Origin of the sequence: Alteromonas sp. CI.11.F.A3, assembly GCF_032925565.1 — a bacterium.
GTDB lineage: Bacteria > Pseudomonadota > Gammaproteobacteria > Enterobacterales > Alteromonadaceae > Alteromonas.
Genome location: NZ_CP136708.1, coordinates 303,710 through 319,832 on the forward strand (window position 1 = coordinate 303,710; position 16,123 = coordinate 319,832).

The 16,123-nt window shown below is 41.1% G+C and carries 12 protein-coding genes; 7 read left to right on the forward strand and 5 right to left on the reverse strand.

Translation table 11 applies throughout. The features are described from left to right. Nucleotides 1-1,393 precede the first annotated feature (1,393 nt). The 3 genes from R1T43_RS01355 to R1T43_RS01365 all read left to right on the forward strand — a co-directional run bounded on the left by R1T43_RS01355 (nucleotide 1,394) and on the right by R1T43_RS01365 (nucleotide 4,492). Nucleotides 1,394-2,377 (forward strand): transposase, encoded by a 984-nt coding sequence (locus R1T43_RS01355; RefSeq protein ID WP_317352043.1) that lies wholly within the window; start codon nucleotides 1,394-1,396, stop codon nucleotides 2,375-2,377. 183 nt (nucleotides 2,378-2,560) lie between these two features. Then, entirely contained in the window at nucleotides 2,561-4,048 is a 1,488-nt protein-coding gene (locus R1T43_RS01360; RefSeq protein WP_317352046.1) for a P-loop ATPase, Sll1717 family, read from the forward strand. A 120-nt stretch (nucleotides 4,049-4,168) separates the two neighbouring features. After that, nucleotides 4,169-4,492 carry a hypothetical protein gene (locus R1T43_RS01365; protein ID WP_317352047.1) on the forward strand — a complete coding sequence of 108 codons (324 nt, stop codon included), beginning with the start codon at nucleotides 4,169-4,171 and terminating at the stop codon, nucleotides 4,490-4,492. 439 nt (nucleotides 4,493-4,931) lie between these two features. On the opposite strand, the gene R1T43_RS01370 is transcribed toward R1T43_RS01365, so the two are convergent. After that, nucleotides 4,932-5,144, reverse strand: coding sequence for a hypothetical protein (locus tag R1T43_RS01370; RefSeq protein ID WP_317352049.1), 213 nt, complete (start codon nucleotides 5,142-5,144; stop codon nucleotides 4,932-4,934). A 1,035-nt stretch (nucleotides 5,145-6,179) separates the two neighbouring features. On the opposite strand from R1T43_RS01370, the gene R1T43_RS01375 reads away from it, so the two are divergent. The 3 genes from R1T43_RS01375 to R1T43_RS01385 all read left to right on the forward strand — a co-directional run bounded on the left by R1T43_RS01375 (nucleotide 6,180) and on the right by R1T43_RS01385 (nucleotide 8,959). Further along, nucleotides 6,180-6,494, forward strand: coding sequence for a hypothetical protein (locus R1T43_RS01375; protein ID WP_317352052.1), 315 nt, complete (start codon nucleotides 6,180-6,182; stop codon nucleotides 6,492-6,494). Nucleotides 6,495-7,215: 721 nt separating this feature from the next. Further along, on the forward strand, nucleotides 7,216-7,545 hold the full coding sequence (locus R1T43_RS01380; protein WP_317352054.1) for a hypothetical protein: 330 nt from the start codon (nucleotides 7,216-7,218) through the stop codon (nucleotides 7,543-7,545). 238 nt (nucleotides 7,546-7,783) lie between these two features. Next, nucleotides 7,784-8,959 (forward strand): MFS transporter, encoded by a 1,176-nt coding sequence (locus R1T43_RS01385; RefSeq protein ID WP_317352056.1) that lies wholly within the window; start codon nucleotides 7,784-7,786, stop codon nucleotides 8,957-8,959. On the opposite strand, the gene envZ is transcribed toward R1T43_RS01385, so the two are convergent. The 3 genes from envZ to R1T43_RS01400 form a co-directional block, all read right to left on the reverse strand. Further along, nucleotides 8,950-10,266 carry a two-component system sensor histidine kinase EnvZ gene (envZ, locus tag R1T43_RS01390; RefSeq protein WP_317352058.1) on the reverse strand — a complete coding sequence of 439 codons (1,317 nt, stop codon included), beginning with the start codon at nucleotides 10,264-10,266 and terminating at the stop codon, nucleotides 8,950-8,952. The two genes, R1T43_RS01385 and envZ, sit on opposite strands and share 10 nt — an antisense overlap. Nucleotides 10,267-10,310: 44 nt before the next feature. Next, nucleotides 10,311-11,033: a two-component system response regulator OmpR gene (ompR, locus tag R1T43_RS01395; RefSeq protein ID WP_317352061.1), complete on the reverse strand. Its 723-nt coding sequence runs from the start codon at nucleotides 11,031-11,033 to the stop codon at nucleotides 10,311-10,313. A gap of 145 nt (nucleotides 11,034-11,178) precedes the next feature. Continuing rightward, nucleotides 11,179-12,276, reverse strand: a complete 1,098-nt coding sequence (locus R1T43_RS01400; RefSeq protein WP_317352065.1) for a DUF2855 family protein — start codon at nucleotides 12,274-12,276, stop codon at nucleotides 11,179-11,181. Between the two features lie 335 nt (nucleotides 12,277-12,611). Here R1T43_RS01400 and R1T43_RS01405 point away from each other — a divergent pair, with 335 nt between their 5' ends. Further along, on the forward strand, nucleotides 12,612-13,409 hold the full coding sequence (locus R1T43_RS01405; protein WP_211070229.1) for a hypothetical protein: 798 nt from the start codon (nucleotides 12,612-12,614) through the stop codon (nucleotides 13,407-13,409). Between the two features lie 84 nt (nucleotides 13,410-13,493). Here R1T43_RS01405 and R1T43_RS01410 read toward each other — a convergent pair whose 3' ends face one another. Further along, entirely contained in the window at nucleotides 13,494-16,043 is a 2,550-nt protein-coding gene (locus R1T43_RS01410) for a TonB-dependent siderophore receptor (protein WP_317352068.1), read from the reverse strand. Between the last annotated feature and the right edge of the window lie 80 nt (nucleotides 16,044-16,123).

Consider the following 16,123-nt stretch of genomic DNA (forward strand, 5'->3'; position numbering starts at 1 on the left):
TAAAATATTCCAAAATAGCGGTCATCAAAGTTTAATTAATAAATGGCGAACTTTAGCGAATTACGAACTCGAACTAGCGAACTACGAACTCGAACTAAACTAATTAGGACACCCACTGTAATTTCAAACCAAACACGCTTCGGCGGGGTTGGTTTTTTTAGTAATTATGACTAGTTCTCATTATTGAGTAACTCCAACTCGACAATTATATCCACGTCCTTGATAATGTAGCAGGGTACGTTTTTTAATCCTGTACACTCAAGAGAGTTAACTACTGCGGCATTAGAAGCGTTTTCCCATCCACGTCCAGCAGGATCTGAGTTTTGACTTTCATCTGGACGTTCTGAAAGTCGCAACTGATAGATTCGAAGATCATCAGAGTTATCTTGTTGATTAAGATATTCTCTAGCTACTACTATATTTAGCCAACAATAAATACCATCGTTTAACCCATGCGGGTATCTAGCGGAGATTGCGCTCTTATCGTTAGTAGGTAGTAAAGGCGGGAGGGTTACATGAAATACTGTACACATAGAGTTTTTATATGAGTGAAAACCGATAAATTGTATCAGAAATAACTAGTATCAGAAATAACTAGAAATAACTAACTAGAAATAACTAAATAGGACACCCAGCATAACTGGCCCAAGGTTCAATTACGTGGTTGGTTAAAATAATCCAAAATAGCGGTCATCAAAGTTTATATGGTGGCCGTGACGCCTAGGACTAGAAATTCTCAAATCAGCTTGTCGGTTACCCCCTGCCATTAATTAAATAGGGCGTCCACGTGAACTGCTCATTCCAAACTTCCATTACACTCAACGTGAATGTTGTTTTTCCCGCATTTAGATTCTGATTTTTCTGCTTGGTTAAAAATGAATGTAAATCATGTTGACTAAAACAAAAGTTTGATGTCCATAAAGTGTGCTGATATATTCACGTTTTAAACAAGGAAGAACAAAAATGTTTTTAAAAAAGCCCTTTTTTATTTGCTGTGTTTTATTTTCTTTGTCTGCGCAAGGTAATCAGTCCACAAATGAAACCACTATAAAATTTCTTGAAAGCTGGACAACTACATCCGGTGATTTATACGTTAGAACAAATGAGAACTCATTAACCAATCCAGCCTCATGCTCGAATCCAAGCGTCTATGTTCTCCCCAAAAATGCCCCAGAAATAACTCATAGTATGTTGTTAGCGTCTACGCACGCAAACTCAACTTTAACACTAACAATTTACGGTGGCGGCTGCTATTTCAACCGTCCTCAGATCGTTGCTGTCAAAGTTATGAATCAATAACAAAATAGCCCCCCTTAACTGGCCCAAGGATCAATTACGTGGTTGGTTAAAATAATCCAAAATAGCGGTCATCAAAGTTTATATGGTGGCCGTGATGCCTAGAACCAGAAACTCTCAAATCAGCTTGTCAGAAACCCCCTACTATCACTGCGTATCACGCTGTGTACGCCGTGCTTTCTTATGCGGTGAAGATAAGCTTACAAGCCAAAGTTATGAGCATCGTCGCCAGTGGGTTGAAGATAGAATTCACTACCTTACTGAAGTATTTTCCATTGATGTATGTGCCTATGCAGTAATGAGCAATCATACGCATTTAGTACTACACGTTGATTTAGAAAAGATAAAAACAATGACCTCTGAGGAAGTGGTTACCAGGTGGCATAAAGTGTTTAACGGCACGCTGTTAACACGCCAGTATCTGGTTGAGGAAAGCCGAGAGCGCATGCGAGAAGCACAACTAAAAACCATTGAGGCAACGATAGCGGTATGGAGAAAGCGCTTATGTGATATTAGCTGGTTTATGCGTTGCTTGAATGAATACATAGCACGGCAAGCAAATAAAGAAGACCAATGTACAGGTCGATTTTGGGAAGGGCGATTTAAATCACAAGCGCTACTTGATGAAGCAGCATTAATGGCGTGCATGACTTATGTTGATTTAAACCCTGTAAGAGCAAAGATGGCAAATACACCTGAACACGCTAAGCATACCAGTATCCAATACCGACTCAATGCTGCAAAACGCAAGGTAGCACCTAAGTACCTTATGCCGTTTGTAGGTAACCCAAGAAAGAATATGCCAAAAGGATTGCCATTCTCGTTGATGGATTATGTTCAGTTAGTCGATTTAACTGGTAGGCAAGTGCGAAAAGATAAAAGAGGAGCGATAGCAGATACCGAACCGCCTGTTATAGCTCGCTTAGGGTTAACCGCAGAGCATTGGTTTGAACTTGCAACAACGTTCGAATATTGTTTTTCAAGCGCCGCTGGAAAGCTGGAATATCTTGAAAACTATTGCAAAAGCCAATGTATGCAGCGGGTTTCTAGCCGAGCAATTGCTATTAGGTTGTTTGCTTAGGGTTTAGTTGTTGATTAAAAGAGATTATTGGTGAATGAAATTTGACCAGGTGACAGCGTTTAGCATACATTATTGTTATACAATTTCTGGAAGCTTGTAGTAAATGGAATTTAGCCAATCTTACGTTGAAAGTGCGTTGAACTCATGAGCAGAGTAACGCTTAGAAAAGTATTTGGAAATGAAATGGCTCAAGAAGACCCCAATTTTCTTGAGTACGCGTTAATAAGAAATGAGTATCTAACGCCACTATCAGATACAGACTCAAAGGTAATTATTTTAAATGCCGCAAGAGGTTCTGGTAAAAGTGGTTTACTCATTTCCTTGTCAGAAAATCTTAAGAAGCAGAAAGATACAATAGTAATAAACCAAGACTACAGAGACATGACGTTCCCTAGGGGTGAGCTGTCTGTCAATGAAGCAATAAACTATTGGAAAAATATAATTCTATCGAAAATAGTATCTCATATTGGCCAATGCAAAGGTTGGGCAATATTGGATGATGATATTACTGCTGTAGAGTTAGCTGAAAGTTTAGGTGTGAAAAACAAGAACCTACTTACTACTATTCTTGATAGACTTAAATTTAAAGGTAGCCCCGTAGAAAAATGTGATTTTGACGGTAATATACCTATTGAAAAAATGTCTAGGATTGTCGCTACTTCTGAAAATAGATATTGGCTGCTCTTAGATGAGATGGATGATATTTATGATAATGGTGATGAGATAAATTTGTTGATCGGATTATTGCAGGCAGTGGCTTATTTAGCTGTAAGGTTAGAAAATGTTTGGATCCGCGTAACAATTCGCCCCCATATTTTGACCAGTCTTCGAGTTTCGAATGGAACGATTCAGAAGTTAAACGAGCACGAATTATCATTGTCGTGGAGCAAAGAGCAGCTAATAGAAGTTATAGCAAAAAGGCTAGATTTCTATCAGAAGAAATGTTCCTCAGAAAACCAGTTTCCACTAGATTTAGCCATGGTGGATGCAAATAAACAAAAAGAAAGTGAGAAAACACGTTTAATATCAAATTATTTCGAAGACTTTGATATGAGCTTTTCTGAGCAATCGGCGTCTGGGTATCGGGCATTTGCTACTTTATGTTTTTACCGCCCCAGGTGGTTAATAGAGTTTTGTAAAGAAGTAAGAAAGATTACCTCTGAGGGGAATAAAAGTAACTTGTACCACTATAAAAGGGCATTTGTTCCTTTTGGGAATAGACGTATTCAATTCATTTCGGGTGAATTTAATAAGACAATCCCTTATATAGAGGCGGCCATGAATGCTTTGATTGCCGTTGGTGTTTCAGGTTTCGGAAAATCCAAAAAACTTAGGTCTGTTATAATTAATCAAATTATTAAAACTAACATTGTTGAAGCACCGGAAAATGCACATCAAAGAGTTGCGTTGGAAATTGCGAAAAATATGTACAGAACCGAATTTTTAAGAGGAAAGTCGAAAATATCTGGTGCAGGGGGCTATCACCGCTTTTACTACTTTGTAGATAGGCCTGACTTATTGAGCTCTTGGCAACAAGAGGCGGATATTCTCTGGGAAATACATCCTACATTTCAGCGAGCTTTCAATTTGATTGATAGTCAAACGTATAAAGTTTCTGAAGACGTCAAACTAGTAGGTAAGAAAATTCAGGGCGAAGAAGGTACGTTTTAATAGCCTAGTAGAATCAAGTCAAATGGGTCTTGCTTTTACCTTAAATAATGAATAAAAATATGTGCTTTTATTCGCTTTTATTAAATTAATATTACGGAATAAATATAAAAAGGAATTAACATGAAAAAGATTCTATTGTTGGCAGGCCTTATCTTTCTTATCTTTCCACTTAAAGGTATGGCTGCTTGGTCTGGTAAGTATTCTATAAAGTCAGTTAAAGCGACAAGCGGGGGCGTGGAAGTCGTTCTTTCTGGGTTTACCAATAATAGCACAGAGGTCGTTTGTACCCATAACTCATTTGTTATTGGCAATAGTAATTCAAATTACCAAGTTAAAACGTCATTCGTATTGTCTGCATATATGGCGAAAGAGCCAATTAATATAAGTTACTACAGTTGTCGTTCAAACGGTCAAATCGAAGCTGGTTCTATATTGTTTCAGTAAATTGCATGCGCTAGATTTGTTAGTGATTTTAAGTGGATTATCATATAGAAACTTAGTATTCGCATATCTGAACTAGTATCTGAGCACACAGGCAGGTGAACCAGATAAGGCAGCATCGGATGCATCCAAAATCCTGCCAATCCAGCCCTATATCAAACAATAATCGATATTGAAACGTTGGTTGGAAGTAGTTTGTAACTATAGCGTAAGATTTTGCTTAAGGCTTCATAGAGTGGTAGCAATTAACTAAGGAAGCTCAGCCACTCAATAATAAGGTTCCGGGACTAATATATTGTTATGTCCTTTGCGCTCGCAGTATCTCGCCAAGGTGAATCACTACATTCTACGTATCTAGCTACAATTTTTCTTTTAGAAAGCATAGCAGCTGTTGTAATAGCAGTTACTTCGTCAATGTTAGGTATGCTAGTTGGTATCTTGATTAAGTCGCCATTACAACCGTTCTTTTTTCCTTTAAAGTAACGACAAGTGCCCAGTTGGTTGTGCGTATGCTTGAAATTTCACTTTGTTGACTATCTATAGAATAAGCAAGTGGCGTAACCAAAGTGCCAATTAAAGCTATTAATAGAGCTCGCTTTATCCTCATAGTATTTTCCATAATGGTTTGTTTCCATAAAAATGTAATATAAGACAATAATAGCTCCTCGTTTAGAGAACTATTATCGTACAGATATTATTCCAAAAATAGGTAATAGGTTTGGAAGTCTACATGTATCACTTTAGATATTTGTATTGATTTTATTGATACTATATATTGTTAGTGAAGATGGGTTTTATTCAAACATACTTAAGAATATTTTTGGGGAACCATTTTTGTATGTTTTTTAATTTTATTGTAGGAAAGAAATTGGAAAGAAATTAATAGGACACCCATCATAACTGGCCCAAGGTTCAATTACGTGGTTGGTATTAGTGAGATTCGAGTAAAATCTAACGTAATCTTTCCCGTTAGTGTCTCCCTGACATATTTACTTTCACGTGGTCTGCCCTACTCTCAGCTCCGACACAAAAAAGGCAGCTCCGCAATGAAAGTATCTAACATCCATTTATTCTTATTAATCCCTTGGCCTCATATTGAGCTCAATTGAAGCCACCACTATGTTGTTGCAAATATTGAAATTTACGTTTGAACTCACGCCAAAAATATAATATGTTTAATTGATATGCAAGTACCTTATTTTGAAAATAGAGCAATCAAAATAAGATTCACAGATTTAAGTTAACGTTAAGGAAATTCCTAAGTGCGTACAGCTTGAATCTAAGTTGCTTTAACACTAATCATAGTAAAAGGTTAAATAGTACAAGTCGCTCGTACTAAACCTCTTTCAGCGAGAATAAACAATTAAAACGAGTGTCCACTTTAGTGGGAGATCTCTTATGTCTATGCCGCAGGGTCTGGCACCGGAGACCAATTAATTAACGCTATTGAAATAGACTCTTTCAATTATCTACGAATTTACCTAGTTAGTGAAAATCATAGTTCAACGACCACTTTTTAAGTATCGCTCTAACAGTTCATTCAACTGGCAAGAAAGTGTATATGTGGTTAGATAACGCTCAGTGCGTGACTGAAGGCTCAAAAAATTATCCTAAACCGAGGACGATAATATTAAGAAATTACTAGTAGCTAAACGCAATACGAAACATTCTTTTTTATAAAGGCTATCCTGTGAAAATTTTAAAACCATTAATTATACCAATGCTCCTGATAACTTCGCCGTCCTCGTTTGCAGGAAATAATGACTTGGTCAAAGAAGTTTATTCCTGCGGAGACGATGTAATTATTACTATGAAGGATGCTGGCAAAGTCGTAATAATTCAAAGCCAGGTTGGACAAGTTAGAACTGACCGTATGACGAGCATTGCACTGACATTACTCGTTAGTGGAAAAAGAACTGGATATTTTAATGCTGGAACTCCTGTGAATAGGTGTGGTGTGACAGGTTTGGTTCCAATCACAGTACTTTCTATAAAAGCTGATTAGCCCTAATTTAATTGAAGAGTCTAGTATGAAAATTCTATTAATAATCTCGGGATTATTTATATCTTAAGCCAACGCTGCTGGAGTGTCTCAATTTCTAAATGTTGCCCAAGTTCGTGTTGACAAAAGTGGCTAGGGGTACGTGAAGTTTAGCAGTCCATTAAGTAGTAGTCCTGCCTCATGCGGTAGTCCACACCCAAAACCATTTGGCATTTTCCCTGGAGGTCAAGCTATTATGAGTCTAGCGTTGTCTGCACATGCAACTCATAAAAAGGTTTTTGCCAAAGGAATAGGGACATGTCCTGAATATGGATCTGTTAAGAGTTGGGATTGGTGCTTTATGAGTAATTAAATCGTCTTTTTAAGTCACGTTAATCATTATTAACGTTAACTGTTATCTTAAAATTAAATTTTCGAACACTTGTGATGAACAATAAAAATTCAAACGAAAATTTGTTCAGTAAAGTTTGGTCGATTCAAAGATCAAGTGAGCATTTACTTCAACGATGGTAAGGGCGGGATTTGAAATAAGTTCCACACCACACAACAAATGAAGGCCTAGATAGGTTATTTAGTGCAGCAATTTCGTATAAATTAGCCAATGAAAGAGTGACGGTACATTATCTAAATTTAGCGTCAAGTAGCGATATTTCTGTAACTGCAACCGATGCTACTGTCACAACAATGTGGTTGAACTAAACATTAAGTAAGGAAAACTGAACTTATGAGAAATTTATTTATATTGCTTTTATTGGTGGTATCTCCGTACGCTTTGGCAGGAAAAGCTAATACATTCAAAGTTGATCAAGTGAGGGTAGATAGAAATGGTAAAGGCTACGTTCAATTTGTTAATAACCTAGTTGAAACAAGTCCTTCATGCTCAACACACCCCAAACATTTGGCTTTTGATGTAAATGCCCCAGGGGGGCAAGCAATCTTTTCTTTAGCGTTAGCGGCTAAAGCATCAAACAAAAAAATATGGGCTGTGGGTACTGGCACATGTGATGTGTATGGTGTAGTAGAGTCTTGGTCTTGGGGAGTTATCAAAGATTAAATCAAAGAATATTTTGCCCGCGCTTAGCCGCGGGCTTTTTTCGTCTCCTATCTTGCACGACTTATACTAAAGGCGTACTGTAGCGTCCTTGGTAGTCAATAACGTTTTCACGTTAAAAATGTGCTCCAAACAAAAAAATCAAAAAACGTTGTAGTAAGTCTCTTAACTACAAATCATGCCCTGCTACACCAAAATATTGCACTATTTCGTTTAGAACCCTGTTTGTAAAGGAGCATGGATGAGCCGTCGTCCTATTACTGTTGTTATATTTTCCGGTTTTTTCTTACTGGGTATGTTGTTTATATTATGGGGTATTTTACTTCCAGATATTGCTGCCGATCTACGTATGTCAGAGTTGGTAAGTGGTTTGTTCTTCTCGCTTTTCTCATTGGGTATGATGGTGGGCGCCGTAGTAGGCGGAAAGTACGTAAGTCGCTTTGATTACATGCCATTGTTAGCATCGCTGCTAGGTATAAACGCTGTTTTACTGCTGATCATATCGTCACTGCAAGGGTGGCAATGGGTATTGGTGGTGGCCGTAGTGATAGGCATAGTCAGTTCCACAATTTTTACTATTGGGCATACCCTAATTGCACGCCTGTACGAAGAAAAGCGCTTTACCATGATGGGGCTGATGGACTTTATGTTCAGCTTGGGGACCTTTGCCGCTTCGTTTTTTGTAACCTTGCTTTATCTTCAGGAAGAAAATTGGCGTAGGCCTATTCAGGTGCTCGCATTATTTATGCTAGCCCTGTCGGCGTACACCTTTATGGCAGCGCACTCTCAAGCTAAATTACTTCGCGGGCAACCAAAAGCGCAGCGTAAAACCCTTAATTTTGGTGCGGTAATTAGACAACCTATCTTTATTTTTATGGCGCTGCTTAGTTTTGGCTACGGTGCGGTAGAGTTTGGCAACGCTAATTGGTTTGTAAGCTATGCGCAAAACGGCATTGGGTTTACCGGTGAACAATCTCGAAACCTACTCGCGTGTTTTACGGCGGGTATGGTAATCAGTCGGCTGGTTTTTCCTTTTTTATTGCGATTTATGTCGGTACATCGTCTTATCGTTATTTTGGCGACAGCGTCGTTGTGCGGTGTATTTTCCATCAAGCTTATGACTGACCTGTACAGTATGGGGGCAGGTAATTTACTGTTAGGGCTTGGCTTAGGTGGGTTATTTCCACTTATGTTATCGGCAGCCATGAATATTGATAGTGACAACGGCCCGGTATTATCGGGTATTTGTATTATCGGAAACTCTACTGGCGTACAAGTAGCCTCATTTTCAACAGGGTTGTGGGCCAACTATGTGCCCCTTACTACCGCGTTTTGGGTAATACCTATGGGCGGGTGTATGTTGTGGGTTGCTGCATGGGCTTATAGCCGAATGGTGAAACAGCACGGTTACGCATGAAGGGGTAAATAGAACTCTGCAATTAAGCCTTGCTGTGGGTGATTGCGCAGTTCCACACCGCCTCCATGGGCTTCTACAATACGCCTTATAATTGATAAACCTAAACCAGAGCCCGATGTACTTCGGGCTTTGTCGCCTTGCGCGAAGGGCATAAACACATGCTCTAATTCTGCAGCGGGAATGCCAGGGCCAAAGTCGCGAATTTTACAGTAAACCTGTTTCTCATTTCGGTTATAAAAAGTGGAGATAACAATATTGTCAGAGCCATAACGAAAGGCGTTCTCGATAATATTATCAATAACCCGCTTCATGGCCACGCGGCGCAAATCAAGCAAGGGAATATCGTTAAGCTTCAACGCGATATGATGCTTCTCTTCAATATGCCGCGCTTGAGCCAGTTCAATAATAAGACTGTTTAGGTCGGTGTTTTCTTTTATCTCTTCTGTATCGTAGCGGGCGTAGTCGATGAATTGATCGATAATGGCATTCATATCTTCAATATCATTAACAATGCCATCTTTTATCCAGTTTTGGGATTCAGGCAGCATTTCAGATGCAAGGCGAATACGTGTCAGCGGAGTACGTAAATCGTGGGATATACCTGCCGTCATCAAGGTTCTGTCATGCTCTAGTTGCTTTATGCCTTGATTCATTCGGTTGAAGGCGCGGGTAACTTGAATCATTTCCGTGCTGCCTTGCTCTTTAAGCGGCGCGGGGTGTTCGCCTTTACCTACCGCTAATGCGGCTTTTTGCAAAGAAGACAGTGGCATGGTCATGCGCCGTACAAATAGCCAACCACCCGCCACACTTAATATACCTATCACCATCAAATACATAGTTAACGGTGAGATATTCGCTTCGTTTAAGCCGGTTATGGGAATAGCAATCCAAGTGTCGGGGTAGCGAGACAACGAAATCCATACCGTATAGGGTGCGCTGGCGTCGGTTTTTTGCGAAACGGTGCTAATGCGAACATCGGCAAGTTGCTCAATTTGTTTGCTTACTTGGGACGACATAAACCCATAATAGACCGCGCTTTCTAAGCCTTTGGTTCGCGCTTTGCTGGCATCGAGTATTTGAATGTTGGTTTTGTCGTAATAGCGGGCTCTGCTGTCGTCATTACTGACTAATAAGTCTTCCGCTAATACCGATTTTACTTGCGTGGCAAGTAGGCTGTTAATTTGTTGGTAACTAGGCTGAATAAAATAATAAGTAACAGACAGATAAGAGACGACTTGGTTAATAAGCAAAAGTACGCCAATCAACATTACTGTTTGGCCAAATGCACTTTGAGGAACCAGACGCACTACTTCACCAGCCTATCTAAACAACCCATTTTTCCCATGGTTATTTATGCCTGCTCACCATCGGGTACGAATACATAGCCTAAGCCCCAAACGGTCTGAATATACCTTGGGTTAGCGGGATCTTTCTCTAGCATTCTACGCAGTCGAGATACCTGAACATCAATACTACGCTCAAGCGCACTGTAGTCTCGCCCGCGAGCAAGATTCATCAGCTTATCGCGTGACAATGGCTCTCTAGGGTGGGTAACTAAAGACTTCAATACCGCAAATTCACCGCTGGTGAGGGTAAGGGGGGTAGTGCCAGCCGTCATTTCTCGGGTAGCCAAATTCAGTTTGTATTCGCCAAATTCGATAACTTGAATGTCTTTAGAAGGTGCGCCAGGGGCTTCACTACTGCGTCGACGTAATACCGCCTTCGCCCGTGCAAGTAACTCTCGAGGATTGAATGGCTTAGGCAAGTAGTCATCGGCACCCATTTCAAGGCCAATAATTCTGTCTACTTCATCGCCTTTTGCGGTAAGCATGATAATAGGAAGTTCGCTACCGGCTTGGCGTAAACGACGGCAAATAGACAAGCCATCTTCGCCCGGAAGCATTAAGTCTAATACCATAAGGTGGAAGTTCTCGCGTTCAAGCAACCTGTCCATTTGCTCTGCATTTCCAGCGCTTCGCACCTGATACCCTTGTTCCACTAAATAGCGTTCAAGTAGGCTACGAAGGCGCATGTCATCATCGACAACGAGAATTTTGGACGTTTCCTGACCCATGATATGCCTTTAGTAATAGTTTTCCTCACTATAACGACTCGTCATCAAATACAAAAGAGAGGAATGCATGAAAGCCTTCCCCTCTTTGTTACAAATAGTGTCAGATATAGGTTTATATAACGTCGCTAAGGTAAACAAAAGCCAACTAGTTAAAGCGAACCACGTTTAGTGCTTTGGTGTCGGCGGTGCCGTTTAAGGTGTCGGAATATAAGGCAACAATTTGCTGAGAGCCTGTGTGTTCTTGTTCAAAAAAGGTATCTTGAACTTTGCCCGCGAAACCCTGCCAGGCCTTTGCGTATTTTGCTAAAAAGCCATCGTGTCCCCATTCCTGCTGGCGTTGTTTTACCCGAGCTGGTGCAAAAAATATCTCTGCATCTAAGGCTTTCTTGTTCGGTTTTTGCTCGGCTTTCCAGTCAGTCGCACCAATTAGCGTCACTTTTGAAAGCTTCTCACCAAGTGCATCGCCGAGTGACGTGATCAGAGCACCGTTGGCGGCAAAATCGAGTAGCCAGTACTGGTGATCTTTAGATAAAGTTTCTACATCGTCATAGCTAAATACCTGATCGTAGCATCCCGATGCCTTCACCATGTCTACATTTGACGCAGAGGTTAACCCTATTACTTGATAATTAGCATGTCTGTAACTTTTTTGATCTTTAAGCAGTTGAGCGGTGCCCAATGCGGTTTTGCTAGATGCACTTGAAAGTAATAACGACTCACCATGGCTAAATTCATCAACGAAGTCATCCAACACAAACGAAGTCATATATAAGGGGCGAAAATTTAACTGCCACGCTTCACGGCTGGCGTCATATCCAGGGTCGACGGCACAGCGTAGGTATTGGTCGTACACGGGGCTAATACTTTTGCGGTTTTCGTGTATATCAGAAAATCCGTGGGGTGCTACTTTTCCTGCCTTAATTACCCAGTGACTTGCCATAGGCAAGTAACCAAACACTTTTTCGCCTGCTTTAACATCAGCATGATTGGAGGCGACAACCGTAGCAAAGCCCCATACAGGCACAATGCCGTAATCTTCATCAGCAGGAAAGAAACCCCAGTAGCCCATGGTAAAGCCCAGCGCAGCATAGGTAATATTATTGGCTGAAAAACCAAAGCTATCGGTTTCAAGTAAAACTTCATCTTCCGCTAAATCATCGATAGACAATGTTTTGTCTACCACTTGGGTGTCGTCAATTTTATCTTTCTTCACCCATATCTGCGTACTGGTTACGGTCGTCATGGCGTCACCCTCAATCATATTGTAAAGGAGTACGATGACGCACTTTCTAGGTATTTTCGACTTTAGGTTGTAAATAGATTGTTATAGGAGTGACGAATACAAGAAGAAGCAGGCACATTTTGCTCGTATAGTTTGTTGTTTAGTGTGCCAATTCGGGTGCAATAGTGACGTTCAGTATTGAACTGACCGTCAAAGCTAATCTATGTGATTGCCCCTTTTACACCATTTAACTACTGGCGCTGCACTGTTTATTTATTATACTAAAGTCTAGCTTGGCGTTTGTGTAGGCACGGGTACAAATACCTATATGAGCGGAATAGTCAAAGGGAAAGAGCATGTTGAAGCGTAACGTAATAATTCTATTCACATTGATGATGTCGTTTTCATCATCAGCGGCTTTAGTGAAATTTTCATTTGAAGGCAAGGTTACTGATATTGACAATATAGTCGGAAGCTTTTGGGACTCATCAGTGATAGGCGCTAAAATTAGCGGTTACATGATTATGGATACCGAACGTGCCATAGGTGGGCGAGAAGAAACTTCATATTATTGGTGGAATAATATAGATAGTGACCCAGGCGCGTTAACCACATTTTTTGAAATTCTAGGCAAAAGTTACACACTCTCTGGTGACTATGATTATAACGCCATGTACGACAGTTACGTGACCGATGAATTTTTAGAGTATGGCGGTGGTATTGATGAATATGGTGATGCTGTTCCTGACAGTTTTGGGCTGAAAGATACTGAACAGCACGAAACTATAGTTAATGGCGAAGAGACTTTTATAAACAAAAAATTTGCTTTCGGTATTTCAGATAGCTTGATAGATTTTTTAACTGACTTTCGGCCTGTCCCTGGCGTTGGTGAGCCCCAACCCGATTGGTTACAAGAAATTTTATGGATAGATGACGGTACCATTGATAATGGGAAATCTGGCGGTGGATCTTTCGATTATTATGAGACCTTTGATGATGGGATAACAAGTCGAGAGACGGTTGCCGATGCTATGCTGTATTTTCGTTTTAACCAAGTTTCGACACAGCAAATCTCAAGTGTTAGCGCGCCTAATAGCGTTGCACTCTTTATAATAGCGGCAGTAATGCTAGTTTTTCGCTGTCGTTTACGATGATAGATGATTGCTGGTAGATAAAAAAAGCGCAGGTAGGTAAAAACGACCACCACTTTTTATGTGAGGTGGTGGTCGATGTTTGCGCTAGAAAGAATAACTAAACATGATTGAACCCGTTCGGCCTTCAGAAGGTTTAACCACGACCGAGTCAAACAAATCGGCAGACGTATAATATTCTTCTTCGAATAAGTTGTTTACGCTAAGTAGTATGCGGTAATTATCGGCTACATAGCCCACTGAGCCGGTCCATACTATGTAACTAGGCAGCAATATAGTTTCCATAACATCAGTATAGGTTTCATCAGCCCACCCAAAGCCAAGACTAGCTGTTACTCTGCCTCTCTCTAATGGCTTGTTGTAATTCAAAAACAAGCTCACAGTGTTGTCAGGCAGACCACCACGGTCAAGCTCTACACCTTCGCCAACAAATGTCGATCTGTCCCCTGCAATACGTCCACCATAAACCTGGTACGCTTCAAGACCATTTTGGGCCGCAAAGTCAGCGCCGTTGATCACCGCTAACGCACCATCACTCACCTCGGTGGTTTCAATGTGGGTGGCGGTTGCGGTAAGCGAGAAACTTTCATTTAAGATAGCGCGGGCTTCAAATTCAACCCCTTCACTGTATACGGCTACTAACGCAGAGGTTTGGCCAATTCGGTCGGTTTTTTCCTGATCAAATACGGCAAGGGCGGCATAGAGTGATTCATCGTCGCTGCTATATTTAATCCCTAACTCGGCCAAGGTCGATTCGGCTAAATACTCACCGTTATCCACACTACTTGGAATAATGCCACCAAGCTGGTTAGTGCTTAGCGAACTAGATTCGGCGTAAGTGGCGTAAGGCACAAAACCTGATTCCATCTTGTACGACATGCTCACGTTGTAACTAAACGCAGATTCGGTATCGGTATGCACTTCGCCATCGCCAAAAGGAATGCCTAACAAGGAAATGGCTTGGTCTTCAGATTCAACATCGAAATAATCGTACCTAGCGCCAAGCAAGATACTCCAAGACTCTAGCGTAATATCGGCAATATAAAACAGGCCCGCGTTAAGCATGGTAGAAACTTGTTCTTCGTTGTAGTTTCTTCTTACTGTGCCATCAATGCCGGTAGGGTTACCGTCTTCATCGTAAATAATGGTGGCATCTTCATAGGGGTCATCTACCGCCCAATCAATTCTATCGTCAGGGGTTGGCCCTACGATAATATCTCGAAAATCGAAAGTTTCGTCGTAGTACGCATGGTTGTAGTCAAGATCTTCGTTACGAATACTAATGCCGGTAATATGCTGAATAGTGGCATTATCGTGGAAAGTTTCGAAGTTTAGGCTCGACCTGAACTCCATGGCTTCGGCCCCAGGATAATCAGCAGTAAAGCCCCAGCTCTGGAACTTGGTGTGATCCATGTAATCGTAATAAAACTGGTTTTTCCACGTCATGTCGTCAGACAAATAGGTCGTAAAGTCTAAGTACGCAGTGAATGCTGTTGAGTCGGCAAAATCAATGTCGTCTATAAAGGTTGTTTTATGATCGATTTGAGCGGTACCAGGGTTACTGAGCGCATAAGCATTTTCAATACCGTCAGCCACTCCTGGGCAAGAAAGCAGCATAGCGTTATAGGTGTAGTTACTGTTATCTGCCGTGCCTGGGCTACAAAAGGTGCCTACGCCTGAAAACGACGAGTTAATGAAGTAAGGCGCAAATGGCGAGATAAAACCCGATTCTTGAGGCAGTAGTCTATCTGCCCCAATAGGGTTATCTGAATTCTTAGCCACGGGTGCACCTGTAATGTAGGTGCCATTATCAATTAAGTCTTGGGTTACCCGGTTCCAGCCTGGCACTTGAATGGCATCAGAGGTTTGGTATTGAAACCCAAATTCCATCAAAGTGTTATCGGTTAAATCGACATCTAGCGCCACCTGTACAATTTCATTCGTTGGTTCGTAGTTATCGTAATAAGAGCCTGAATCTTCTGCTTCAGCAAAAATGTACACGCCTGCTTGTTTATCGCCAAGCATGAAAGGCGTACCGCCCTCTACAGCAAGAATTTTTTGATCGTATGTGCCAAGGGTTAAGTGAATTTCGCCGGTGGCTTCATCAAAGTATTTAGTGGCATCTGATTTTGCCGATTTTGGTGAGTAATTTAACTGCCCGCCTACGCTACCATTTCCATATAAAGGGCTAACCGGCCCGCGCATCACTTCCAACCCTTTTGCCCCACGAATATTAGTTTTAAACGCACCTGGGTTGGCAATTCGCCTAAAGCCACGAAAGTAGTTATCGGCCGATTCACCACGAATATCCATGGCGCCTTGAATACCAAAAAACGAGCTGGTGAAGGCTCCAGGGGTGATGCGGACTAAATCATCCACCGAGCGCAATCCGTAAGCTTCTATTAGGTCTGAACTAATATCGGTAACCGATCGGGGTGTTTCTACTAACGACTTGTCTAAACCAAATGCGCTTTTCGATTCTATCGGAATGAGTGAGTTAAGGTCTTTTACCCCAGTAATTGAAATGGTTTCCATGTCTTCATCACTCGGTGGTTCTTGTGCCAAGGTAGCACTCGAGTATGAAGCAAAGAGCGAAAGCATCGTTAAGTAGAGGGTTTTATGCGTAAATGTTTTCATTGAGCTGCCTAGTGTGTGTTATCGCGCTATGCGCTTCTTTAGTTATGTATTAAATCGTTCACGCCTTTATTGCTTTAATT